Annotated in this window: 24 protein-coding genes; 22 read left to right on the top strand and 2 right to left on the bottom strand. The window is 37.4% G+C overall.

The genetic code is table 11. From position 1 onward, the window contains the following. The first annotated feature begins 131 nt into the window (after positions 1–131). From hemW to MY533_RS14750, 16 genes are all read left to right on the top strand, one after another. The gene (gene hemW / locus MY533_RS14825) at positions 132–1,277 is read left to right on the top strand and encodes a radical SAM family heme chaperone HemW (RefSeq protein WP_248719221.1); all 1,146 of its coding nucleotides are present in this window, start codon (positions 132–134) and stop codon (positions 1,275–1,277) included. A gap of 89 nt (positions 1,278–1,366) precedes the next feature. Beyond that, positions 1,367–2,395, top strand: a complete 1,029-nt coding sequence (gene hrcA, locus MY533_RS14820; RefSeq protein ID WP_132356846.1) for a heat-inducible transcriptional repressor HrcA — start codon at positions 1,367–1,369, stop codon at positions 2,393–2,395. A gap of 17 nt (positions 2,396–2,412) precedes the next feature. Continuing rightward, positions 2,413–2,979 carry a nucleotide exchange factor GrpE gene (gene grpE / locus MY533_RS14815; RefSeq protein WP_132356845.1) on the top strand — a complete coding sequence of 189 codons (567 nt, stop codon included), beginning with the start codon at positions 2,413–2,415 and terminating at the stop codon, positions 2,977–2,979. 75 nt (positions 2,980–3,054) lie between these two features. After that, positions 3,055–4,893 (top strand): molecular chaperone DnaK, encoded by a 1,839-nt coding sequence (gene dnaK / locus MY533_RS14810; protein WP_132356844.1) that lies wholly within the window; start codon positions 3,055–3,057, stop codon positions 4,891–4,893. Between the two features lie 233 nt (positions 4,894–5,126). After that, positions 5,127–6,245, top strand: coding sequence for a molecular chaperone DnaJ (gene dnaJ, locus MY533_RS14805; RefSeq protein ID WP_132356843.1), 1,119 nt, complete (start codon positions 5,127–5,129; stop codon positions 6,243–6,245). Positions 6,246–6,266: 21 nt separating this feature from the next. Beyond that, complete coding sequence (prmA, locus tag MY533_RS14800; protein WP_248716567.1) at positions 6,267–7,208, top strand: 50S ribosomal protein L11 methyltransferase; 942 nt, start codon at positions 6,267–6,269, stop codon at positions 7,206–7,208. An 81-nt stretch (positions 7,209–7,289) separates the two neighbouring features. Then, positions 7,290–8,027 (top strand): 16S rRNA (uracil(1498)-N(3))-methyltransferase, encoded by a 738-nt coding sequence (locus MY533_RS14795; protein WP_132356841.1) that lies wholly within the window; start codon positions 7,290–7,292, stop codon positions 8,025–8,027. Positions 8,028–8,785: 758 nt separating this feature from the next. Next, positions 8,786–9,607 (top strand): CsxC family protein, encoded by an 822-nt coding sequence (locus tag MY533_RS14790; RefSeq protein ID WP_132356840.1) that lies wholly within the window; start codon positions 8,786–8,788, stop codon positions 9,605–9,607. Between the two features lie 471 nt (positions 9,608–10,078). After that, positions 10,079–11,512 carry a BC_2427 family protein gene (locus MY533_RS14785; protein WP_248716566.1) on the top strand — a complete coding sequence of 478 codons (1,434 nt, stop codon included), beginning with the start codon at positions 10,079–10,081 and terminating at the stop codon, positions 11,510–11,512. A 137-nt stretch (positions 11,513–11,649) separates the two neighbouring features. Then, on the top strand, positions 11,650–12,435 hold the full coding sequence (locus MY533_RS14780) for a CsxC family protein (protein WP_132356838.1): 786 nt from the start codon (positions 11,650–11,652) through the stop codon (positions 12,433–12,435). Positions 12,436–12,881: 446 nt separating this feature from the next. Next, positions 12,882–14,231 (top strand): tRNA (N(6)-L-threonylcarbamoyladenosine(37)-C(2))-methylthiotransferase MtaB, encoded by a 1,350-nt coding sequence (mtaB, locus tag MY533_RS14775; protein WP_248716565.1) that lies wholly within the window; start codon positions 12,882–12,884, stop codon positions 14,229–14,231. Between the two features lie 186 nt (positions 14,232–14,417). Further along, positions 14,418–15,089 (top strand): deoxyribose-phosphate aldolase, encoded by a 672-nt coding sequence (gene deoC / locus MY533_RS14770; protein ID WP_132356836.1) that lies wholly within the window; start codon positions 14,418–14,420, stop codon positions 15,087–15,089. A 654-nt stretch (positions 15,090–15,743) separates the two neighbouring features. Next, the gene (locus MY533_RS14765; protein WP_248716564.1) at positions 15,744–16,229 is read left to right on the top strand and encodes a DedA family protein; all 486 of its coding nucleotides are present in this window, start codon (positions 15,744–15,746) and stop codon (positions 16,227–16,229) included. 179 nt (positions 16,230–16,408) lie between these two features. After that, entirely contained in the window at positions 16,409–16,636 is a 228-nt protein-coding gene (locus MY533_RS14760) for a spore coat associated protein CotJA (RefSeq protein ID WP_132356834.1), read from the top strand. Continuing rightward, a complete protein-coding gene (locus tag MY533_RS14755) occupies positions 16,629–16,892 on the top strand; it encodes a spore coat protein CotJB (RefSeq protein WP_132356833.1) in 264 nt (87 codons plus the stop codon). Before MY533_RS14760 ends, MY533_RS14755 begins: the two co-directional genes overlap by 8 nt. Before the next feature lie 131 nt (positions 16,893–17,023). Next, on the top strand, positions 17,024–17,593 hold the full coding sequence (locus tag MY533_RS14750) for a manganese catalase family protein (protein WP_132356832.1): 570 nt from the start codon (positions 17,024–17,026) through the stop codon (positions 17,591–17,593). A 321-nt stretch (positions 17,594–17,914) separates the two neighbouring features. Here MY533_RS14750 and MY533_RS14745 read toward each other — a convergent pair whose 3' ends face one another. Then, positions 17,915–18,571 (bottom strand): potassium channel family protein, encoded by a 657-nt coding sequence (locus MY533_RS14745; protein ID WP_132356831.1) that lies wholly within the window; start codon positions 18,569–18,571, stop codon positions 17,915–17,917. 25 nt (positions 18,572–18,596) lie between these two features. Next, the gene (locus tag MY533_RS14740) at positions 18,597–19,934 is read right to left on the bottom strand and encodes a TrkH family potassium uptake protein (RefSeq protein ID WP_248716563.1); all 1,338 of its coding nucleotides are present in this window, start codon (positions 19,932–19,934) and stop codon (positions 18,597–18,599) included. A gap of 435 nt (positions 19,935–20,369) precedes the next feature. Between MY533_RS14740 and rpsU the strand changes: the two genes are divergently transcribed. The 6 genes from rpsU (at position 20,370) to MY533_RS14710 (ending at position 25,126) form a co-directional block, all read left to right on the top strand. Continuing rightward, positions 20,370–20,543, top strand: coding sequence for a 30S ribosomal protein S21 (rpsU, locus tag MY533_RS14735; RefSeq protein WP_004227078.1), 174 nt, complete (start codon positions 20,370–20,372; stop codon positions 20,541–20,543). 311 nt (positions 20,544–20,854) lie between these two features. Beyond that, positions 20,855–22,186 (top strand): NfeD family protein, encoded by a 1,332-nt coding sequence (locus tag MY533_RS14730; protein ID WP_248716562.1) that lies wholly within the window; start codon positions 20,855–20,857, stop codon positions 22,184–22,186. Between the two features lie 3 nt (positions 22,187–22,189). Then, positions 22,190–23,194: a flotillin-like protein FloA gene (gene floA, locus MY533_RS14725; RefSeq protein ID WP_142509866.1), complete on the top strand. Its 1,005-nt coding sequence runs from the start codon at positions 22,190–22,192 to the stop codon at positions 23,192–23,194. Between the two features lie 26 nt (positions 23,195–23,220). Then, positions 23,221–23,703, top strand: a complete 483-nt coding sequence (locus tag MY533_RS14720; protein WP_248716561.1) for a hypothetical protein — start codon at positions 23,221–23,223, stop codon at positions 23,701–23,703. Positions 23,704–23,757: 54 nt separating this feature from the next. Next, positions 23,758–24,018 (top strand): hypothetical protein, encoded by a 261-nt coding sequence (locus MY533_RS14715; RefSeq protein ID WP_049663771.1) that lies wholly within the window; start codon positions 23,758–23,760, stop codon positions 24,016–24,018. Next, positions 24,008–25,126: a sporulation protein YqfD gene (locus MY533_RS14710; RefSeq protein ID WP_248716560.1), complete on the top strand. Its 1,119-nt coding sequence runs from the start codon at positions 24,008–24,010 to the stop codon at positions 25,124–25,126. The genes MY533_RS14715 and MY533_RS14710 overlap by 11 nt, the downstream gene beginning before the upstream one ends. Position 25,127 lies beyond the last annotated feature (1 nt).

Here is a 25,127-nt window from a genome sequence, read left to right as displayed (position 1 = left end):
AATTCAAAAGATTGGTATTAACGCAACATAGTTTTGATTTAGTTATTTTACTAACTTGATTCATGGCGTTCCGTGCCGCTATTGTTTATAATGAGGAAATGGAAAAGACTAACGAGAAAGAAGGGATAGCTATGGCACGAGGTGTTTACATTCATATTCCTTTTTGTCATCAAATTTGTAATTATTGCGATTTCAATAAATTTTATTTTAAAAATCAACCAGTGGATGAATATATAGAAATGCTTGGCAAGGAGATGGAGCTTGCGACAAAAAAATATCCCGAGAGTTTTAAGCACATCGAAACAATATTTCTTGGTGGCGGTACACCAACAGCACTATCACCTAAACAAATAGATAGACTTCTTGAGCTTATTCGTACGTATATTCCGATGGACAATGTGACAGAATTTACATCAGAGGCCAATCCGGATGAGCTTTCAGAAGCAAAAATGCAGGCATTGTTTGACGGTGGTGTAAATCGCTTAAGTATGGGTGTACAATCCTTTGATCAAGAGTTGTTAAAGAAAATCGGTCGTACTCATAGCAACAATCATGTTTATGAAACAATTGCCTTGGCGAAAAAGGTAGGCTTCAGAAATATTAGTTTGGATTTAATGTACGGGTTGCCGGGTCAGACGATGGCACAATGGCAGGACACCTTAGAAAAAGCGTTCGCTCTTGAAATACCACATTATTCTGCTTATTCACTAATAGTGGAGCCAAAAACGATTTTTTATAATCAATACACAAAAGGGAAGCTTCATTTACCAACTGAAGATCTTGAAGCAGATATGTACGATGTGCTAATGAACCAGATGGAGGCGCATGGACTTCAACAATACGAAATAAGTAACTTTGCTCAATCTGGTTTCAGTTCTAAACATAATAAAATATACTGGGAAAATGATGAATATGCAGGCTTTGGTGCTGGTGCTCATGGGTATTTAGCGGGCCAGCGTTATTCAAATCATGGACCATTGAAAAAGTATATGGATGCAGTAAATGCAGGGGAACTACCAATAGTCTATGAGCATGTTGTAACAGAGAATGAGAAACGCGAAGAGCAAATGTTTTTAGGTTTGCGTAAAACAGAAGGAATTACACACTCTATATATGAAGAAAAATTTAACGAATCAATGTATAGAGATTACTCAAATGTCATAGAAAAGTTAGTTTCAGAAGGTCTTTTGGAACAGGATCCTAAAGGAATTCGACTTACGCGAAAAGGTCGCTTTGTAGGTAATGAAGTATTTCAACAATTTTTACTAGAAGATTGAGCGATATCATTGACATAAAATGTAGGATTTGATAACTTAATAATAGTATTAGCACTCCTCTTAGTTGAGTGCTAACAGAGGTGATAATCATGCTAACAAATCGGCAATTACAAATATTGCAAGCTATCGTAGACGACTTTATTATGTTTGCACAGCCGGTAGGTTCTCGCCAAATCTCCAAAAAGCAAGAGATTACATTTAGTCCAGCCACAATTCGAAATGAAATGGCGGATTTAGAGGAATTAGGCTTCTTAGAAAAAACGCACACTTCCTCTGGTCGAGTGCCTTCGGAAAAGGGTTATAGATTTTATGTAGATCATTTGTTGAATCCCCAAGGCATTAATTCAAGGGATATTCAGCAAATCCAATCAATTTTTAACGATCGCTTAGTAGAAGTAGAGCATATTATCAGAAAGTCAGCCAATATTTTATCAGAACTGACCTCGTATACATCGATTCTTTTAGGACCAGATGTTCAAAGACATCGAGTAAAACGATTTTCAATTGTGCCACTTTCTAGCGACACAGCAGTAGCGATTATCGTAACGAATAATGGGCATGTTGAAAATCGCATGTTTAGTCTACCGCCTAATTTTACCGCTTCTGATTTAGAGAAAATGGTTAATATCTTAAATGAACGACTAGTTGGTGTTTCATTAGAGGATATTCATAAAAAACTCGAAGCTGAGGTGTTAACTGTATTACACCAGCACGTTCAATCAGCGGATGATTTTATTCACGCTCTCGTGACAGCGACGATGCATAATTCGGAAAGTAAAATTTTCTATGGTGGTAAAACAAATATGTTCAACCAACCTGAATTCCACGATTTAAATAAAGTCCGAATGATTTTGGACTTAATGGAAACGACTAGCCAAGTGCAGTCACTCTTCCATCCTAATGAATCGGGCATTCACATTCGTATTGGTTCAGAAAATAAACAACTAGAAATGGAAAACTGTAGTGTCATTACGACCACTTATTCTATTGGTGAAGATCAGCAAGGGGCTATAGCAATTATTGGTCCAACACGAATGGATTATAAACGTGTTGTTGCTTTACTAGACGTAATGCGCTTGGATTTAACACAAGCCTTTACGAAGAATCGTAGTGATTGATAATGAGGAGGATAAAAGTGACGGAAAAAACTGAAAGCAAAGACCTTGTACAGGATTTACAAGCTGAAAATGAGGTAGAAGAAACAGAAGTAGTAGAAGAACAAAAAGCCGAATTAACAATCGAAGAACAGTATGAAGCAAAGCTAGCTGAGTTACAAGCAAAGCTAGACGACGAGGAAAATCGTCATCTACGCTTACGTGCTGACTTCGATAATATTCGCCGCCGCAATCAACTTGATCGTGAGGCTGCTGAAAAGTATCGCGCGCAAAGCTTACTGTCTGATTTATTGCCAGTAATTGATAATTTTGAGCGTGCCTTACAAGTTGAAGCGACTTCTGAAGAAGCTGCTTCCATCGTAAAAGGTATTGAAATGGTGTACCGTTCTCTGATAGAAGCTGCTGAGAAGGAAGGCTTACAAATTATTAAAGCTGAAGGTGAGCAATTTGATCCTAATGTTCACCAAGCTGTCATGCAGGAGCAAGATAGTGAAAAAGAGACAGGTGTTGTCTTACGCGAGCTTCAAAAAGGCTATATGTTAAAGGATCGTGTATTACGCCCAACAATGGTATCTGTAAACGAATAGGCTTAGTACTATTTAATTAATTACATTTAGTTAGAAAACGCATTATTTGCGTTTAAATAATAGGAGGAAATTTTTATGAGCAAAATTATCGGTATTGACTTAGGAACAACAAACTCTTGTGTTTCTGTACTTGAAGGTGGAGAACCAAAAGTAATTCCAAATCCAGAGGGGAACCGTACAACACCATCTGTTGTCGCGTTTAAAAATGGCGAACGTCAAGTTGGTGAAGTAGCGAAACGTCAATCAGTAACAAATCCTAACACAATTATTTCTATTAAATCTAAAATGGGTACATCTGAAAAAGTTAAAGTGGAAGATAAAGAATATACGCCACAAGAAGTTTCTGCAATGATTCTTCAATACTTAAAAGGCTATGCTGAAGACTACTTAGGTGAAAAAGTAACAAAAGCAGTAATTACTGTACCTGCTTACTTCAACGACGCTCAACGTCAAGCTACTAAAGATGCTGGTAAAATCGCAGGTTTAGAAGTAGAGCGTATTATCAACGAACCAACAGCTGCTGCACTTGCTTATGGTTTAGACAAACAAGATACAGATCAAAAAGTATTAGTATTTGACCTTGGTGGTGGTACGTTTGACGTATCTATTCTTGAATTAGGTGACGGTGTATTTGAAGTATTAGCAACAGCTGGTGATAACAAACTAGGTGGGGACGACTTCGACGATGCTATCATCGAGTATCTTGTAGCAGAATTCAAAAAAGAAAACGGCATTGACCTTTCTAAAGATAAAATGGCTATGCAACGTCTTAAAGATGCTGCTGAAAAAGCGAAAAAAGACTTATCAGGTGTAACATCTACTCAAATTTCTTTACCATTCATTACTGCTGGTGAAGCTGGTCCATTGCACTTAGAAATTGCTTTAACTCGTGCAAAATTTGACGAAATTACATTACCATTAGTAAACCGTACAGTAGGTCCAGTACGTCAAGCATTATCTGATGCAGGTCTTTCAACATCTGAAATTGACCAAGTAATTTTAGTTGGTGGTTCTACACGTATCCCAGCAGTACAAGAAGCTGTACGTAAAGAAACTAATAAAGAGCCACACCGCGGTGTAAACCCTGACGAAGTTGTAGCGATGGGTGCTGCTGTTCAAGGTGGCGTTTTAACTGGTGATGTAAAAGACGTAGTTTTACTTGACGTAACTCCACTTTCATTAGGTATCGAGACTATGGGTGGCGTATTCACAAAATTAATCGACCGTAACACGACGATTCCAACATCTAAATCACAAGTATTCTCAACTGCAGCGGACAACCAACCAGCAGTAGATATTCACGTACTACAAGGTGAACGCTCAATGGCGGCAGACAATAAAACTTTAGGTCGCTTCCAATTAGCAGATATTCCACCAGCACCACGTGGTGTACCACAAATCGAAGTAACATTCGATATTGACAAAAATGGTATCGTATCTGTTAAAGCGAAAGACCTTGGTACAAACAAAGAACAAACAATTGTGATTCAATCTGATTCTGGTTTAACTGACGAAGAAATCGAGCGTATGGTAAAAGATGCTGAAGCAAATGCTGAGGCGGATACTAAACGCAAAGAAGAAGCAGATCTTCGCAACGAAGCTGACCAATTAGTGTTCCAAGTTGACAAAACAATTGCTGACTTAGGCGAACAAATTACAGAAGATGAGAAAAAATCTGTTGAAGATGCTCGTGATGAACTGAAAAAAGCGCTTGAAGCTGGCGAATTAGAAGGCATTAAATCTGCTAAAGAAAAACTAGAAGGCGTATTACAGCCATTAGTTATGAAAGTATATGAACAAGCTGCAGCAGCTGCTCAAGCAGCTCAAGGTGGCGATGCTGGTGCAGATGCTGGCGCTGGTAAAAAAGATGATATCGTAGACGCTGATTTTGAAGAAGTAAAAGACGATAAATAATAGTAAGTAACACAGTTAAGTGAAGAAGCCAAAGACCGCTTGCGGCTTTGGCTTTTCTCTTTATCTTAGATATATCCACTTACATTTAATCGTCTAGATGCATAGGTTATGAATGAGAAATGTGAAAAAATATATATGCAACATTTTTAATGAATATTTAATAATAAAATAGAGGCAGTTTTTTTAACTGCGTGATACAATAGATTTTATGCAAAAAGAGCGGAGTGTGAATCATGGAGAAACGCGATTACTACGAGGTGCTTGGTTTAACGAAATCGGCTTCTAAAGATGAAATTAAAAAAGCATACCGTAAATTATCAAAACAATACCATCCTGACCTTAATAAAGAGCCGGGTGCAGATGAAAAATTCAAAGAAATCGCTGAAGCTTATGAAGTTTTAAGTGACGATCAGAAAAAAGCACGCTATGATCAATTTGGCCATGAAGATCCAAATGCAGGCTTTGGTGGTGGCTTCGGAGGCGGCGGCTTTGGCGGCTTCGAGGATATTTTCAGCTCATTCTTTGGCGGTGGCGGTCGCCGTCAGGATCCGAATGCACCACGCAAAGGTGACGACCTTCAATATCGTATGAATATTACATTTGAAGAAGCAATTTTCGGGAAAGAAACAGAAATCGAAATTCCTAAAGATGAATTATGTGATACTTGCCACGGTTCGGGTGCAAAACCAGGTACTAAACCTGAAACATGTTCAACATGTAAAGGTGCGGGTCAAGTAAATCAAGCTGTAGATACACCTTTCGGCCGTATGATGAATCGTCGTACTTGTTCTACATGTCATGGTACAGGTAAAATCATAAAAGAAAAATGTTCAACTTGTCGTGGCGAAGGGAACGTTCAGAAACGTAAGAAAATTAAAGTGAACATTCCAGCAGGTGTGGATGACGGTCAGCAAATCCGTGTGTCTGGTCAAGGTGAGCCAGGTATAAATGGCGGCCCGGCGGGGGATTTATATATTATGTTCCGCGTTCAAGGACATAAAGAGTTTGAACGTGATGGCGATGATATTTATTACGAACTAAAACTGACATTCCCACAAGCAGCTCTTGGTGATGAAATAGAAGTCCCAACGGTTCATGGAAAAGTAAAACTACGTATTCCTGCGGGAACACAGTCAGGTGCACAATTCCGTCTAAAAGACAAAGGTGTCAAAAATGTACATGGCTATGGTACGGGGAATCAATATGTAACAGTAAAAGTTATAACGCCAGAAAAATTAACGGAAAGACAAAAGCAATTACTACGTGAATTTGCGGAAATCAGTGGTGACATTCCTGAAGAACAAGGAAGCTCACTATTCGATAAAATTAAGAAAAAATTCCAAGGTGAATAATTAGAGGAGCTGAAGAGCTACGTGAAGTGGTCAGAATTATCCATTCATACAAAAAATGAAGCGGTAGAAGCAATTTCGAATATTTTGCATGAAGCAGGGGCAAGTGGTGTAGTTATTGAGGATTCTGCAGAATTTGCGAAGCCACGAGAGGATCAGTATGGTGAAATTTATGCGCTAAATGAAGCGGATTTTCCGAGAGATGGTGTTATTGTTAAGGCGTACTTATCGGAGTCTAGTTTTTTAAATGAAACAGTCGAAGAAATTAAGGCGGCTATAACAAATTTAACGAACTTCAACATCGATATTGGTGAAAATGTTGTATCGATTGTAGAGGTTAACGAGGAAGATTGGGCAACAGCATGGAAGCAATATTATCATCCTGTAAAAATTTCTGAACGCTTTACAATTGTGCCAACATGGGAAGAATATGTACCAGTAGCAACAGATGAATTAATAATTGAATTAGATCCTGGTATGGCTTTTGGTACAGGAACACACCCTACAACTGTTATGTGCTTACAAGGGCTTGAGAAGGTTGTAAAAGAGGGCGATACGGTGATCGATATCGGCACGGGTTCAGGCGTTCTATCAATTGGTGCAGCTTTACTAGGAGCTAAGAGCGTACATGCACTTGATTTAGACGAAGTAGCTGTTCGTTCAGCACAAGAAAATGTTGCATTAAACAAAGTAGATGATAAAGTATCTGTATTCCATGGAAATCTATTGGATACAGTTAAGGAACCAGCTGATGTCGTTGTGGCTAATATTTTAGCAGAAATTATTATGTCCTTTACTGACGATGCATTTTCAGTTGTTAAACCGGGTGGATTATATGTCACTTCAGGCATCATCGGTGCGAAACGTGATGATGTAAAAGCAGCACTAGAAGCTTCAGGGTTTGTAATCGAAGAAGTATTACTAATGGAAGATTGGGTAGCGATCATTGCCCGTCGACCACAATAAATTGATTGAGGAAGCGCCAAATCGTGAGCCGAGTGCTGGCGATTTGGCGTTTTCTCTTCTGCTATAAAGGAGTATGGTAACATGCAACGCTATTTTATTGAGACGACCATTGAGGAAGCACGTATTAGTGGCGAGGATGCGCGACATATTGAACGAGTAATGCGTATGAAAGAAGGCGACAAAATCGTTGTCGTTGCACAAAATACCGCTCATATATGTGAAATTATAGCCTTCGACGCCGATGAGGTACACGTTCAAACTACAGGTGAAATTATTCCTTCTCCAGAGTTACCTGTTCATGTAACAGTGGCATGTGGTTTGCCAAAGGGCGATAAACTAGAACTTATTACGCAAAAGGCAACGGAGCTTGGAATGTTTGCCCTAATGCCATTTGAAGCAGAGCGTTCCATCGTTAAATGGGATAAAAAGAAAGGTGCCAAAAAGCAAGAGCGGCTACAAAAAATTGCAAAAGAAGCAGCTGAGCAATCCCATCGTACACATATCCCAGAAATTTATGAACCAATCTCTTTTAAACAGCTACTGGAACAAGTTGGTCATTTCGACGCCGTATTTATAGCAGATGAAGAGGATGCAAAAGCACAGCAACGCACAAGATTTGCAGAGAAGTTAAAAAAAGTGTATGACAAGAAGTCGAAATCCGTTCTTATTATCTTTGGTCCAGAAGGTGGCATTGCTAGAAAAGAAGCAGATGCACTGCTTCAAGCTGGTGCCCAAACGATGTCATTAGGACCCCGCATTTTACGTGCAGAAACAGCGCCACTATATGCACTGTCTGCAATATCTTATGAATTTGAATGAAATAGGCATTTAACCTTGTCAAAAGAGCCTTTTCAAACAATGGCTGTGCATAGTTAAACTGCAATATAATGACGTGTAAGTGCAGTCAGGTTTGAGGAATAGGAAAAGACGACAAGGACTGTTTTTTATTAATAATCCTAACAAAAAGAGCCGATTCAAAAAATTTGAATCGGCTCTTTTACATTGTAGTCTAAAACAGACTCGTTAGAATGGTTTATGGGGTAGATTCTCCCTATTATCATTGACATTCATTTTATTTTAGGAACTTGGCAGTTAGTTATTTTTAAAAGAAAGCTCTAAGAAATAATGAAGCATCTCACTTAATTATTTCTAGTTGTACTTCTATCATAAATTATATTTTTCAAAACATAGGGCATTCACCTTTTTGTATAGTTTAAGGTTTCGTCGTGACAAATATACGATTTTAAAGCTCGTTTTTTATTGTTTTAACTCTCGTGATGAACTGAGGTAAATATCTTAATAATAATTATTTATTTTTGTAATTTCTATAAATCTATTCTGCAACCTTAATTGCTACAGGTTATTTGTTTACATGAAGAAAGTGAATATTCAGCGATTTAACTGTAGCATTCAGATGAGGACCGAGTTTAAAGAAAAGCTTTAAAACACAAATTAGATTCAACTCATTTTTATTATAAGTAAATAACTAGTATACAAGTCCATATATAGTTTTAAGTTCTTCATATTCTAATATAGAGCGCTCCTAATACTATAAAAAATGAAAAGAGGGAATTTTTTTGAGTGATCCATTAGATTTTCAAGTTAATCAAGTCGAACCTTGTCCAGTAACATCAACAGAACAAATTCCATTAACTACTGAAGTTACTCCAATAGTCGCTACACCGTTAGTGACGCCAACTGTTAAAGTTCCGGTTGTACTTGCAGAACCAACACTTCAAATTGCTGTGGAGGCGGATATTACGCTTACTCCTGCAGCAACTGAAATCAAAAGAGTGAAAAAAAACGTATTCCTAAATCAAGTGAAACTAGTGCCTGTTGCTTTTGCACGTATTGGCACTACTGACTTTTTTGCGGTAACAAGAGCCAAATTATTTGTAGCAGGACATATTCGTAAAAATATAGAATATGCTACAGCAGCATGTAACGCGGCACTCCAAGATAGAATTGCCGATGTTCCGTTTTCAGGTTTTACAGACCTTACGTTCCCACAAACACTTGGAGGCCCTACTCCGATTTTAGGAATTTCTGAGTTTGCCGAAGCGAACTTCCTTAATGAAACTACGCAAATGGATGCTCGATTGGATAAAGCATTCTTCCAAAATCTAGTTAAATACAATGAACAACCATTTGGCGAGTTAGTAGCTGCAAACTTCTTTGAACTTGATTTTTCACCAGTTATGGCAACACCAGAAGGCACTTTCGACACATTACGTGAAAAAATCGTGCTAGAGCTTACAGTAAAAGTACTGCAAGTTCAACAAATTCGTCTTGGAGCAGGCACTAGTGTTATAACTCCTGTTCTTACAGGGCTTACTCCTCCAGTTAGTCCTCCAACTCCTACGCCAACTCCGACTCCTCCTTCTAATCCTTGTTGTTAATCTCGGATTTAGAGGAGCAAAATAGACAAGAACGGGCATTTCGTAGGCACTAAAAAAACCTTAAATGGCAGTTGAAAGTTCGGATAAATCCAACTTTCAACTGCTTTTTGTATTAAAAATAGTGGATAGATAAAATTTTGGGTGCTATCGTCTCTCAAACATATGGGTATCTTAATTGCTACCTGAAAATTTGGAAAGTACTCTGTGACAAAAGAAAAAATAAAGCATAAAATGGATTGTAACTAGTGCAATACCTAGATCAAAATAAAAGTAGCTCATAATCGTTTGACAATATTCAAAAAAGGGGGACATTCATTAAACTTTACACATCTATAAATATATTCGAGCAAAAATGGAAGAAAAAGTGTTTAGCTGTTTTATCCTGAAGAAAACGACTTTTGAACATGTTCCCCTATCGTAGAATTTTATGGATCAAATGTTTCACAATAAACATTATTTGGGAGTGAATAAATGCAAACTCCATGGATTAACTATAAAGTGATGAAAGAGATAAGTTCCGAACAAAAATATAATTGTCAAATTGAACCCATCGAAATGGATCAAGCATCCCAACAGAATCCTCCTTATTCCGATTTTATAAATGATTTACTTGATATAGACAAAGAAAGTGAATCCGGCCTCGCACCACATGTCATTCCTTCTGAAACGAATGTAGGGGATGAAATGGATAATCCTCTTGATGCAGACGATGTAGAAGAAACCAAGCCTGTGGAAGAAATGAATGATCCTTTTGATCCAGAACATATAGATGAAACCAAGTCCATGGAAGAGCAGGATGTTGTAGCTTGTTTAGATTCCGTCATTCCTCCTGAAACGAATATAGAGGATAAAATGAATGATCCCCTAAATATAGAACCTTTGGAAGAACAGGATTTTGCATCACATGTAGATTTCGATTGTGAACTATCTAATCCTTCTGAAACGAATGTAGGGGATGAAATGAATGATTCCCTTGATTCAGACGATGCAGAAGAAACCAAGCCTGTAGAAGAACAGGATATTACAACCCAACTAGACTCTAAACGTGAAACTTGTAGTCCTTGTGAATCCGATGTTGGGAAGAAAATAATATGTCTTATCGATTCAGAAGAAATGGGAAATAGCAATTTTACAGATCGTGTTCATGCATTTCCTCGGTCAGTACAAGGGGAAGTACATTCTAAAACGAAAAAAAGCCCATTCTCTACTCATGTAGAAATTGATGATTTTCTTCATGCTCCTATCTGTGGGGAGGTTGTTAAAAATACATTTGATTTTCTTGAGCCAAACAATCATCTTACTCCGCAATTTGAAACGAAATTATTTAGTACTACAACGGATTATCCTGAACAACCTGATTGTCGTTTAGTTCACTCAAAAATTAATCAAATTACATTTTTAATGAAAACTGATACTTATGATAAAAATAATCAGAAGAGTAATCCGTCTAAATCAGTTGTTGTTCCCTTACATAACACACAATCAACTAAAAAAGGAGAAACCGAATATCACTCTTACAATTCCGGTGACTTTATGCACATTAGAGCGCCAGTTGTAGTTGGGGAATATAAAATAGAAATATGCCTTGAAGAGAAGATCGTATTTGAAAAAGGAATTGAGGAGGTTAAAGATATCTCGAATGAGGTAGTTTTAACCAATTGTAGATTCGTTCCTCATCAATTTTCTCAATCATTAGGTAATGGGACATGTTCAGCATTGAGGGGGAATTTATTTATTGAAGGTTATATTCATCAGAGTATTGAATATACAGTATCCCATATTGGGAATGCAGTACTTGCACAAAATGAGTCATTAATTCATTCAAATCAAATGTGTCAAAACATAGTATTAGAAATAATCATTCATTTGCTACAAGCACAAAAAATTCGAGTGCCTAAGATCTAAAGGATGCTTAAGCATATATCTCTGCTCAAAAAACTCTTTTTTAAAAAAACTAGTGTATATGTCCATATATGGATTAAATCCCGACATATTCTAGCGATATGAGTACTCTCATAAAAAAAAAGAAAAGAGGGAACATTTTGAGTGAACAATTAGATAATCAAGTAAATAACGTTAGTAAAGGTGAACCTTGTCCAGTGGCGTCAACTGAACAAATACCATTAACTAGTGCTATTACTCCAGTAATCGCTACACCGGTTACGGCTCCAACTATTAAAGTTCCAGTTGTACTTGCAGAACCAACAGTTCAGATCGTTGTGGAGTCGGATATTACGCTTACTCCTGCAGCAACTGAAATCAAAAGAGTGAAAAAAAATGTATTCTTAAATCAAGTAAAATTAGTACCGGTTAGCTTTGCACGTATTGACAACACTGACTTTTTTGCGGTAACAAGAGCTAAATTATTTGTAGCAGGACATATTCGTAAAAATATAGAATATGCTTCATCTGCATGTAATGGGGCACTTCGTGATAGAATTGCCGATGTTCAGTTTTCAGGTTTTACAGACCTTACTTTCCCACAAACACCTGGAGGTCCTACTCCGATCTTAGGAATTTCCGAGTTTGCCGAAGCGAACTTCCTTAATGAAAAAACGCAAATGGATGCTCGATTGGATAAGGCTTTCTTCCAAAACCTGGTGAAATATAATGAACAACCATTTGGCGAGTTAGTAGCTGCAAACTTCTTTGAACTTGATTTCTCACCAATTATGGCAGCACCAGAATGTACTTTCAGCACATTGCGTGAAAAAATTGTACTGGAGCTTACTGTAAAAGTTCTACAAGTTCAACAAGTCCGCCTTGGAGCTGGCACTAATGTAATAACTCCTGATCTTTTCGGACTTACTCCTCCTACTAGTATATGATAATCTCTAGTTTTTAGAGGAGCAGAACAAATAAAGGTAGTTCTCTTTAAAAAATGTATCTGGAAAAACAACAACTATGTAATATTTAATGAGCACTAATAAAAATCCAATATTTGAGTAGGCAGTTGAATGTTAGGTTGCATCTAATGTTCAACTGCCTTTTTTAATTTTATACCCAAAGGAATTAATTTCTTACAAGGGTGGATTAAGAGGACAGGAATGATGTAGGGAATAGCAGGGCCTTAAAATAAAATGGAGCAAGGAGGATTTTGGTTTAGTGGAACAGCTTATGATCAAGCAGGTACTCAATACTATAGTGCCTGTTTTTTTATTCGAAAAAATAAGCTTAGCCAAAAAGCTAGGCTCATTATATTTATTTGTGCTATTATAAGACACGTTAATAATTTTATTTATTGTAGTGTACTCTTGAAAGGATGATATATATTATGAGTAACGAGCGACCGAAAATCGTGAGTTTCCATACTCTAGGTTGTAAAGTGAATCATTATGAAACAGAAGCGATTTGGCAGCTATTTAAAGAAGAAGGCTATGAACGTACGGAGTTTGATCGTCAAGCAGACGTTTATGTCATTAATACATGTACAGTTACAAATACAGGGGATAAAAAATCACGTCAAGTTATCCGTCGTGCTATTCGTCAAAACCCAGACGCTGTCATTTGTGTAACAGGATGTTATGCTCAAACATCTCCAGCTGAAATTATGGCGATTCCTGGTGTTGACATTGTTGTAGGTACACAGGATCGTACAAAATTAATTGGCTACATAGACCAATATCTTACTGAACGCCAACCAATTAATGCAGTCCGCAACATTATGAAAAATCGCGTTTATGAGGAATTAGATGTACCGGCATTTACAGACCGTACACGTGCATCTTTAAAAATACAAGAAGGCTGTAATAACTTCTGTACGTTTTGTATTATTCCATGGGCACGTGGGTTAATGCGTTCTCGAGATCCTCAAGAAGTATTGAACCAAGCTCAACAATTAGTGGATGCAGGGTATCTAGAAATTGTTTTAACGGGTATTCATACAGGTGGCTATGGACAAGACTTAAAAGATTACAATTTAGCTCAGCTACTACGTGATTTAGAGGCAAATGTGAAAGGCTTAAAACGTCTTCGAATTTCTTCGATTGAGGCAAGTCAATTAACAGATGAAGTGATTGAAGTTTTACGCGAATCAAAAATTGTTGTTAATCATTTACACATTCCAATCCAATCTGGCTCTGATACCGTTTTAAAACGTATGCGTCGTAAATATACAATGGAATTCTTCGGTGAACGTTTAACTAAACTACATGAAGCTTTACCAGACTTAGCTGTCACTTCTGACGTAATCGTAGGTTTCCCAGGAGAAACTGAGGAAGAGTTCATGGAAACATATAACTTTATACGTGATCATAAATTTTCTGAATTACATGTATTCCCGTTTTCTCCACGTACAGGTACACCAGCAGCGCGTATGGAGGACCAAATTGACGAGGACATTAAAAACGAACGTGTTCACCGATTGATCGCATTAAATGACCAATTAGCAAAGGAATATGCTTCTCGCTTTGAAGATCAAGTACTAGAAGTAATTCCTGAAGAATTCGTGCATGATGGAAGTGAAGAAGAGGGGCTATTAACAGGTTACACAGATAATTACTTAAAAGTAGTCTTTGAAGGTCCTGAAAGCCTAATCGGTCAGCTTGTAAAGGTGAAAATTGTTCAAGCTGGATATCCACATTCTAAAGGACAATTTGTTCGTGTTTTAGAAACTGTAAAATAAAAATAGTAACTATGAAGAGAAGCACCGTCCGAACTTTGGACGGTGTTTTACTTTTTTGATTGAAGAGATGTCGTTTATTAACTTATAGAAATCCCTTACTATAAAAGAAATTAGACGGAAACGTTAAAAAATGTTATGATGCCAAAGAGGTACGTACAACTTGTTGGTAGAGGAGAGTTTATTAAAATGGAACAAAATTTTGCGCGTATGATTGATCACACATTATTAAAGGCTGAAGCAACAAAAGAGCAAATCGAAAAATTATGTGCGGAGGCAAAACAATTTAACTTTGCTTCTGTTTGTGTAAATCCAACTTGGGTAAATTATAGCAGCGAGCTTTTACAAGGCTCAGAGGTCTTAGTTTGTACTGTAATTGGCTTCCCTTTAGGTGCTAACACGCCAGCAGTTAAAGCATTTGAGGCGAAAGATGCGATTGCTAACGGTGCTAAAGAGGTAGACATGGTTATCAATATCGGTGCGTTAAAGGATAAAAATTATGACCTTGTGCAAGCAGATATTGCTGCAGTTGTTGAAGCGGCGAAAGGCAATGCACTTGTAAAAGTAATTATTGAATCTTGCCTTTTAACGGACGAAGAAAAAGTAAAAGCATGTGAGTTAGCTGTGGCAGCAGGTGCTGATTATGTGAAAACATCAACTGGTTTTTCTACTGGAGGCGCAACAGCAGAAGATATTGCATTAATGCGTAAAACAGTAGGCCCAGATTTAGGTGTAAAAGCTTCTGGCGGTGTCAGAAGCTTAGAGGATATGAAAAAGATGATTGAGGCTGGAGCAACTCGTATCGGAGCAAGCTCTGGTGTTGCTATTATGAACGGATTAATTGCAGATTCTAATTATTAATAGTAATGAAAATCCTTATATAGTAAGGTATATGGGGCTGTTCGTTAAGAACTAGCCCCCTATACATTTAGAATTGAAAAACCCCATTAACCCCCACGCTTAAAATCCTTCAGCAATTTATAACAAATATTTAATCAATCGATCTATTGTTATTATTTCATCCACATCCCCCTCTTTTTAACTTATAGTAGATGATGTATTATTGAGAGTAATTGCAAAAATGTCTAGGAAGGAATATGATAAATTTTAGGTTTTACAATAAAGTTTTAATAGATAAAAAATATAGTTATTGGACTGAAATTTTTTCTTTATAGGAACTTTGTATAGATACGAACCGACTTCTTACATAATTTAGTAACATCGATAACATAAAGTATCGTAAAATCAACGGGTCAATCACGTTAACTACTATATTTTCGTCTGAGTTGCCTCTCAAATTTTTAACTTCTTTCAACAAATGTTTTGGCAACGAAAGCGAAGCATCAGTTACAAAAGTCAATGCGGAATTAAGTTACTTTTCAGCGTGTGTACAAACATCTGCTATTATGCCAAGGTATAATTGATTCATCATCCCGGTGTTTTAATAAGCAAAAATGGGGTAATATAGATATTTGATAAAAGTAACGAATTGTATTAAAAAAGGAGAAACTATCCGTGGAATTCATAAGCAGTTTTATAAGTCAATATGGATATATTGCTATATTTTTACTTTTATCTTTAGGGATAATTGGCTTACCTGTCCCAGATGAAATCTTGATGACGTTTGTGGGATATATGTGTCAAGATGGGCATTTAAACTATTTATTGAGTATACTTTTAAGTTTTCTAGGCTCAGCTACTGGTATGATCATTAGCTATTTAATTGGTAATAAATTAGGGAAACCTATAATATTAAAATATGGGAAATGGATTGGTCTCAATAATAAACGGTTTGTTAAAGTTGAACGATGGTTTCATCGTTTTGGACCATGGACAATAATTATCGGATATTATGTTCCAGGTATTAGACATGTTACAAGTTACATGTCTGGAATAACTCAGATGAAATTTAGGACTTATCTTGCTTTCGCTTGTTTTGGCGCTTTGACATGGGTCATTATTTTTATTTCTATAGGTTATTTCCTTGGTATAACTTTATAAAAATGCATAAGAGGTACAAAAAACAGCTCGCGTTTTCGAAATGCGAGCTACTTTTGTGTTCTTTGTACGCGAGTGCTTACTAAATGTCACTTCCTTCTGATCAAAACACTACTTTGAATAAAAATTTCATCTACCTCATATACTCCACTGATGTAATTGATTACAGAAGGGAGGATACAATGTTCACTCAATTTAAATATTGGAAGCCTTATATTAGTCCATTCGATCCATGTCCACCTATAAGGGTAAAAAGTTTTTCTACTCCACCCCAATTGTATATAGGTTTTCAACCACCTGGGCTACCACAATTTCAAACCCCTCAAGAAGCTCTTAGATCCGGCACATTATGGCCTCAATTATTTAGCCCCTATCCAAATCCCCAAAAAGGAGGGATGAAGAATGAGTAAAGAAATGCCACCAGAATTTTATAAGCTACTTGAAGAAATACAAGCAATTGATTTTGTAATAGTGGAATTAAATCTTTATTTAGATACTCATCCTTACGATTATGATGCTATCCAGCAATTTAATGAAAACACTGAAATAAGCATGCGACTTAAGGTTGAATTTGAGCAAAAATTTGGTCCGCTTATGAATTTTGGGAGAAGTTATTCAAATTATCCTTTTAATTGGATAGATACACCTTGGCCATGGCAAGTTTAACTTTATTAGCAAATGTTTGGGTAGCGAAAGCAAAGCGGCAGCTATAAATGTTTGGGTAACGAAAGCAAGCTATAAATGTTTTGATATTATGCCTAGGTATAATTGATTATAAGTAACTAGGAGGAATTTTTTTGTGGTATTACGAAAAGAAGCTCCAGTATCCAGTAAGGGTGAGTACATGTAACCCAACGTTAGCTAAGTATTTAATTGAGCAGTATGGTGGTGCGGATGGAGAATTAGCAGCGGCACTTCGATATATGAATCAGCGCTATACTATCCCTGATAAAGTGGTTGGTTTGTTGACAGATATAGCTACAGAGGAATTTTCTCATTTGGAAATGATTGCTACGATGGTTTATAAACTTACGAAGGATGCCACTCCAGAGATGCTGAAAGAGGCAGGTCTTGGAGAACATTATGTCAATCATGACAGAGCATTATTTTATCAGAATGCAGCTGGAGCACCGTTTACGGCAACTTATATTCAGGCTAAAGGGGATCCGATTGCTGATTTGTACGAGGATATTGCGGCTGAAGAAAAGGCACGAGCGACATATCAGTGGATTATTGATTTATCAGATGACACAGATTTGAATGATAGCTTGAAATTTTTACGCGAACGAGAAATCGTCCATTCTCTACGTTTCAGAGAGGCGGTAGAGATTTTAAAAGACGATAGGGATAGTAAGAAAGTCTTTTAATTGCCTCCATCCATTATTTTTGTAAACGACAGCCAATCGATAGGTACAAGTGTTAGTGTCTTTTCAATGGAAGTTCAAACCGCTACTGACATAGGAGACTCAGTCTAAGAATGCCGCGTCCTGTGGAAAAAAATCGTGCAAGGCAAAGCACAATGTCCACTATAGACGGTTTGTTTATCTAGGTGACAATGACAAATGTTTACTGTCCGAAAGCAAGGCGACAGCGGCGATCAAGCCGAAGCAATAATCGATAAAATATAGCCAGGCTGTTTCAGGGGGAAATTACCTTTTGGCGCAGCCTTTTTTAAATTTATGCTTTTTCTATTCAATATTTGAAAATACAGTGAGATCCTTTCTATGCCCAATCATAACTAATATATCTTTTTCTTCAATAATTTCATCTGGAGAGGGTAAAATGGTAATATTACCGTCTCGAACTATGGCGATAACACTGACATTATATTTAGCCCGAATGTCTAAATCCCGTAAATTATGGCCAGCCATGTTAGAAGGAATCATAATTTCCTCTATACTGTATTCTTTTGACAATTCAATGTAATTTAGCATATTCGGTGAAAGTAGCTGATTGGCTACACGTTCCCCCATATCCCTCTCAGGGTAAATAACCCATTCAGCACCCACCTTATCTAAAACTTGTCCATGTCTTTTTCCAAGAGCCTTTGCAATTATTTTTTTGATACCTAGCTCCTTTAATAAGGAAACAGTTAAAATACTGGATTGCATATCAATACCTATAGCAACAATGACACAATCGAAATTTCTTATCCCAATGGAGTTAAGAGCTTTTTCTTCTGTCGTATCGGCAACTACTGCATGTGTAACATATTGTTCGGCATCTTCAACTCTTTCCTCGTTAATATCGATCCCTAAAACTTCGTGCCCAGCTTCATACAATTTGCGTGCTACACTAACGCCAAACCGACCAAGACCTATAACAGCATATTGTTTGATAGACATTGTACACATCGCTCCTTAATCATCGTTATCCAATCATAATATTTCCTTTTGGATGACGGAAAGCCTCTTTTTTCCGTCGATTTGTAATGGCAAAAGCAATTGTTAAAGGGCCTAATCTTCCGATAAACATCGTTAATATGATAAGAAGACGGCCACCAATTGATAGCTCGGGCGTTAGCCCCATTGAAAGTCCAGCTGTTCCAAATGCAGAAGTGGCCTCAAATAAATACATCATAAAACTATGACGTTGTTCAATGATACTTAAGACAATGGTAACAAGTACGACAATCATCATCCCACACATTGTGACTGTTAAAGCTTTTAAAATTGTTTCATGAACGATTCTACGTCTAAAAAGCACAACATCTTCTTGCCCTTTTAATTGAGACCACATCGTAGCAACTAAAACAGCAAAAGTCGTTATTTTAATACCGCCAGCTGTTGATCCAGAACCGCCTCCGATGAACATTAGCCAAATGATTAAAAATAATGTTGAATGTGTTAAATCACTAATAGGAAGGGTATTAGAGCCAGCAGTTCTTGGTGTAACCGCTTGGTATAATGAACCAAGAATTTTGCCCCATCCAGATAGTTGCCCAAAGGTTTTACTATTTCCGTATTCAAATAAGAAAATTAAAAGTGTCGAGCCGACTGTTAAAATAAGCGTTGTCGTTAATACAATTTTTGTATGCACTGAAAGTCGTTTCGTTTCACGGTATTCATAAAGTTCATTTATAACAATAAACCCTAAGCCTCCAATCGTAATAAGTGCACAAATAGTTATTACTACGAAAGGATCATCTACGTACTCTGTTAAGCTCTTAAACCCACCCATTAAATCAAATCCTGCATTATTAAAATTCGATATAGCATGGAAAAATCCGAAATAAATGGCCTTACCTACTGGCATATCGAATGAAAAACGAATAGATAAAATGACACCACCTATAAATTCAATCAGTGCGGTAAATAACAGTATCCTTTTAACTAATTTAACTAGACCAGCAATTGTAATGTTATTAAACGCTTCCTTTAACAAAAGCCTTTCTTTTAAAGAAATTTTTTTCCCTAATAGCAAAAATAATAACGTCGCGAACGTCATAAAGCCCAATCCACCAATTTGGATAAGAAACAGAATAACTAATTCCCCAAATATCGAAAATGTATCACCGGTATCTACAACAACGAGTCCTGTTACACAGGTAGCAGAGGTCGCAGTAAATAAAGCATCTAAAAATGAAAGACCTTTACTATCGACAGTTGCAACGGGGAGCATTAACAAAAATGTTCCGATTGAAATGATGACGGCGAAGCCTAGCACAAGTATTTTTGGAGGATTTAATTTATTTTTAAATGTTTTCATTTTTATCTCCTCATTAAACCTTTCATTAAAATTCTTTCAGCAGATGTCTAAACATCCGCTGGAAAAGAACAGCACGCCCTGTGGCATTTATCTACAAGTTATCGCTTCTGCTCAAAAACATCTGTAGCTGTCGCTTTGCTATCGCTACAAAAAACATCTGTAGCTGTCGCTTTGCTTTCTCGCACATCAACAGGTCTAAGCTCAAAGCTAATTCCGGACGCAATTATGCCGAGATATAATTGATCACTTTGTATGTTTATGGTGTCCAAAAGCAAGCTGAAAATTCTTAAGGTAATAAAACCAAAAATTCATCGGATTAATTCGTACACTTTCTATTGACCATTTTTAGACAATACGTTATAATTCTTTAGTACACAGCAAATGGTTATTTGCCTATTTGTGTATTGACGTGTGTTCGGAGGGAGGGAAAGAGAGATGTCAAAAACTGTCGTTCGCAAAAACGAATCGCTTGAAGATGCTCTTCGCCGCTTCAAACGTACTGTATCAAAAAGTGGTACAATTCAAGAAGTTAGAAAGCGCGAGTTCTACGAAAAACCTAGCGTAAAACGTAAAAAGAAATCAGAAGCTGCACGTAAACGTAAGTGGTAATTTAATTTCCCATTAAAAATCCCTACGTTCATAACACGCAATTGTATGATTCACTGAGCAGACAAAGATATACCTGAAATTAATCGCATGTCGGTTAATTTCAGGTATTTTACTTTAAACACTCAAATTTACGTACATATTGAAGAAGCCGAATGTGATCGCTGAGATTCATTCGGCTTTTATGTTATATTCTGATTGTATAAACGTAAATTAATAATTCACGGTATAATAAAATTATTAGGATTTTTGAAACTTTTCGGTTAGTTAGTCGTATATACAGGAGAGAAGCATGTTAGAAGGGAGGGAAAAAGATGCGGAGACGAAGAATCCTCAGTTATTTAATAGTTATTTGGATGACATTTTTGTTAGCGTTTCCATTAACGTCGGCTTTTGCAAGTAGTAAGGTGTACCACATACCTATTCATAATGAAGTAGAACGAGGACTTCACGCATTTTTAGAACGAGCTTTTAAAGAGGCGGAAGAAAACTATGCAGAGGCGATTATTTTAGACATTCATACGCCCGGCGGTTTCGTGAATGCGGCAGGTGATATTGCTATGCTTATGGATGCAACGGATATACGTACGATTGCGTATATTAACAAAGACGCGCATTCTGCAGGTGCCTTTTTAGCCTTACATGCGGATGAAATCTATATGGTGCCAAATGGAACGATCGGGGCGGCTGCAGTGATTGATTCAGCAGGAAATGCAGCAGACTTAAAGGCTCATAGTGCATGGGTTGCTCAAATGGAGGCAGCTGCAGAATCGAAAAATAATCGTAAGCCGATTTATGCACGAGCGATGGCTGATGCATCTGTTGATTTACCAGATTTTCGAGCAGGAAAAGGGAAATTATTAACTTTATCTGCTTCGGAGGCAGAAAAAGTTGGTTATTCTAATGGAACGGTTTCGAATTTCCAGGATCTTTTAAAAGCTACCCAACTAAATGGTAGTGATATCATTCCAGTTGAACCTACTTTTGCTGAAAAACTGGCTCGATTTATTACGAATCCGATTATAGTTCCGATTTTATTGTCGATTGCAAGCTTGGGACTTGTAGTTGAGCTTTATTCGCCAGGTTTTGGTGTTCCAGGTATAATGGGATTGTCAGCACTTGGATTATTTTTCTTTGGTCATATGGTGGCGGGTTTAGCAGGTTATGAGACATTACTTTTGTTTATTGTAGGCTTAGCGCTTATTATAGCCGAGTTTTTTGTCCCCGGAGGTATTGTTGGTATTTTAGGTGGTGTGCTAATATTACTAAGTCTAATACTGGCAGGTGCAAACATGATGCAAATGATTATAGCGATTTTCATTGCGCTTGTTGTAGCGATAATAGGAATGGTGATCCTGATGAAATTTTTTGGTAAAAAATTGCATGTTTTAAACAAGCTAGTCTTGATGGATGCGACAACAACGGAAGAGGGCTATGTCTCTAACGTGAATCGCACAGAGCTACTTGGAAAAGTGGGTAAAGTGATTACACCACTTCGTCCGGCGGGTACAATGCTATTTGGTAGTGAACGCATTGACGTAGTATCGGAAGGTGGCTATGTTGATGTTGAGAAACATGTAGAAGTTATTAAAGTAGAGGGCTCACGTATTGTTGTGAGACAAACAGAAAAAGAGATGGAGGAATAACAAATGGGTATTGATTTTGCATTAATAGGTCCAATTGCGGGGCTAGTCTTATTATTCATTGTTCTCGCGGTATTCTTTACCTTTGTACCAGTGGCGCTGTGGATTTCTGCACTTGCTGCAGGTGTCCGCGTTAGTATTTTTACATTAATCGGTATGCGATTACGTCGTGTAATTCCATCACGAATTGTAAATCCGTTAATTAAAGCACATAAAGCAGGTTTACCTGTTACGATCAATCAACTTGAAAGTCACTATTTAGCAGGTGGTAATGTTGACCGTGTAGTAAATGCGTTAATCGCGGCTCATCGTGCAAATATCGAGTTAACATTTGAACGTTGTGCGGCAATTGATTTAGCAGGTCGTGATGTATTAGAAGCTGTACAAATGTCTGTAAACCCGAAAGTCATTGAAACACCATTTATTGCAGGTGTAGCAATGAACGGGATTGAAGTAAAAGCGAAGGCACGTATTACAGTGCGCGCAAACATCGAGCGTTTAGTCGGTGGTGCTGGTGAAGAAACAGTTATTGCCCGTGTAGGTGAGGGGATCGTTTCTACAATTGGTAGCGCCTCTAGTCATACGACAGTTCTTGAAAATCCTGATATGATTTCTCAAACTGTATTAGCAAAAGGCTTAGATTCTGGTACAGCATTTGAAATCTTGTCGATCGATATTGCAGACGTTGATATCGGCAAAAACATCGGTGCTGAATTACAAATTGAACAAGCACAGGCAGATAAAAACATTGCCCAAGCGAAAGCTGAAGAACGTCGTGCAATGGCTGTAGCGAACGAGCAAGAAATGATTGCACGCGTACAAGAGATGAAGGCAAAAGTAGTAGAAGCAGAAGCTGAAGTACCGCAGGCGATGGCCGAAGCTTTACGTTCGGGTAATCTTGGTATTATGGATTATATGAACTACCGCAACATTCAAGCAGATACAGCGATGAGAGATTCCATTTCTAAAGTAAGCTCAGATAAATCAGAAAAAAATGAACCTAACGAATAAAAAACGGAAAGGAGCAGTACTAATAAGTGGAACAATTAATTATATTTGTGATAATTGCCATAGTCAGCTCTATTTTCGGTAAAGCAAAAAAGAAAGAACAAACAACACCGATGCCTCCTTTTAATAAGGATTCACATGTTGAGCCTCCTGTTAAAACAGAGATGACTTCAGACCGACCTGCTTCTAAACCACAGAGCTTTGAGGACTTTGCACGTGAATTTTTAGGTGAAAGGAAAAATGAACAGCCTAAAGTGGAAGAGCCGAAAAAAATTGTCGAAGAAACAGGGAATAAGGACATTCCAAGCTATGCAGCTCCGCCGTTAATCCCAACTGACAAAGTGAGTCGTACTTCGAATCGAGAAAGTATCGGTCGATTAGCAGCTGGGAAAAAAGCTGCGGGAGTAGCTGAATCGCAATCTGCTTTTCAATTACCAACATCAAAAAAATCATTAATGCAGGCTGTTGTAATGGCAGAAGTTTTAGGTCCTCCTAAAGCAAAAAGAAAATAACTAGCATGTCCTCCTTTTTCGATGCATATATTGCCGAAGAAGGAGGCATTTTTTATGAGAAAACTATTTCAATTAACGCCACTACTTGAATTATTACAATATGATACATTAAAAATCATTGGCCCATATCGTTTTCTACATGCTGATGCTTCATCATGCTCTTTTATTTATGCAGACTATCATATTACTGTGCGTGGGAAATCAGTGGAAATTAATGCTCTTAAAGAAGAAATGCTTCATCTTTCTGTAGAGGATTTGCAGGAGCTTCATCTGAAAATGACAAAGGATATGGGTGTGAGCGATAATGTGGAATAATCGGCCAATTATCATACGTATAAAGCGCCATGAAAATGTTCATCCTTTTATTCAAGCATTGCATGCACAACATGTGCCATTAAAGCGGATTGTCTTTCGTGAGCAAGAGGTTACTTTTGAAACAACGATGCATTATTTACCAAAGATACGCCGTGTACGTAGTCGATACCGACTGAAAATGGCTATCTACTATGCAGATGAGCTTCAAGTTTTTCGAGCGCAGCTTTGGACTTTACTTGGTCTAGCGTTGATGATAGTAATACCATTGCTATGTGCACAGGTTATTTGGCGTATTGATATTAAAGCGGCAACGCCTGAGTTAGAGGAACGTCTAGGAAAGACCTTTCAAGATACATTTCAACTAGAAACACCTATTTCTAAAAAAGACTTACCCTCAGATGCTGTTATTCGTCAGAAGCTATTAGAAGGGCATCGGGATCTTTCATGGGTGCATATTGAAAAGCATGGTGGACGTGTAACTTTACGGCCTCAGGAATCCCCGAAACAAACTAAACAAACGAATGAGAAACTAGCGACGCATTTAGTGGCAACAAAAAGTGGTGTTATTACGAATTTTAATATTCAAAATGGTGAACGGAAAATTTCAGTCAACGATACTGCTTACGAAGGTGATGTTCTTGTCAGTGGCGTAATTGAAAGTGGCGAAGATCAAGTTTTTGTTGGAGCAAAGGGAGAGGTCTACGCTGATTATTGGCTCGAATGTTCATTTAAAATTCCAACAAAGCTAACGATGGAAACGCTACAACAGAAGCAGTGGCGTGTATTAGTGAAAGGCATTCATCAAGAAAAAGAAAAAGTTGACTATGTGCAAAAGAAAGATTTACCAAGCTGGCTCGATCAGTATGTGTCAATTGTTGAAGAGCAGTTCACTAAAAAAGTGCAAGTGGAGCTTGATGAATCCAAAAAAGATTCACTACTCTTACCATTACTTCATGAAAAGGTAATACGTTCATTACCTGCGAAAACGGTTATCAAAAAAGAAAACCTTTTACAGGTAAAGTGGGGGAATGGTACAGTTGAAGGGAAAGTTCTATTTTTAGTCAATGAAAACATTGCCAGTCCAATACAAGGCCCACAAGGAGAATGAT

It is taken from the genome of Lysinibacillus sp. Ag94, from assembly GCF_023242215.1.
Classification (GTDB): domain Bacteria; phylum Bacillota; class Bacilli; order Bacillales_A; family Planococcaceae; genus Lysinibacillus.
The sequence above is the reverse complement of the archived record's forward strand: the minus strand, read 5'-3'. Positions and strand labels throughout refer to the sequence as shown.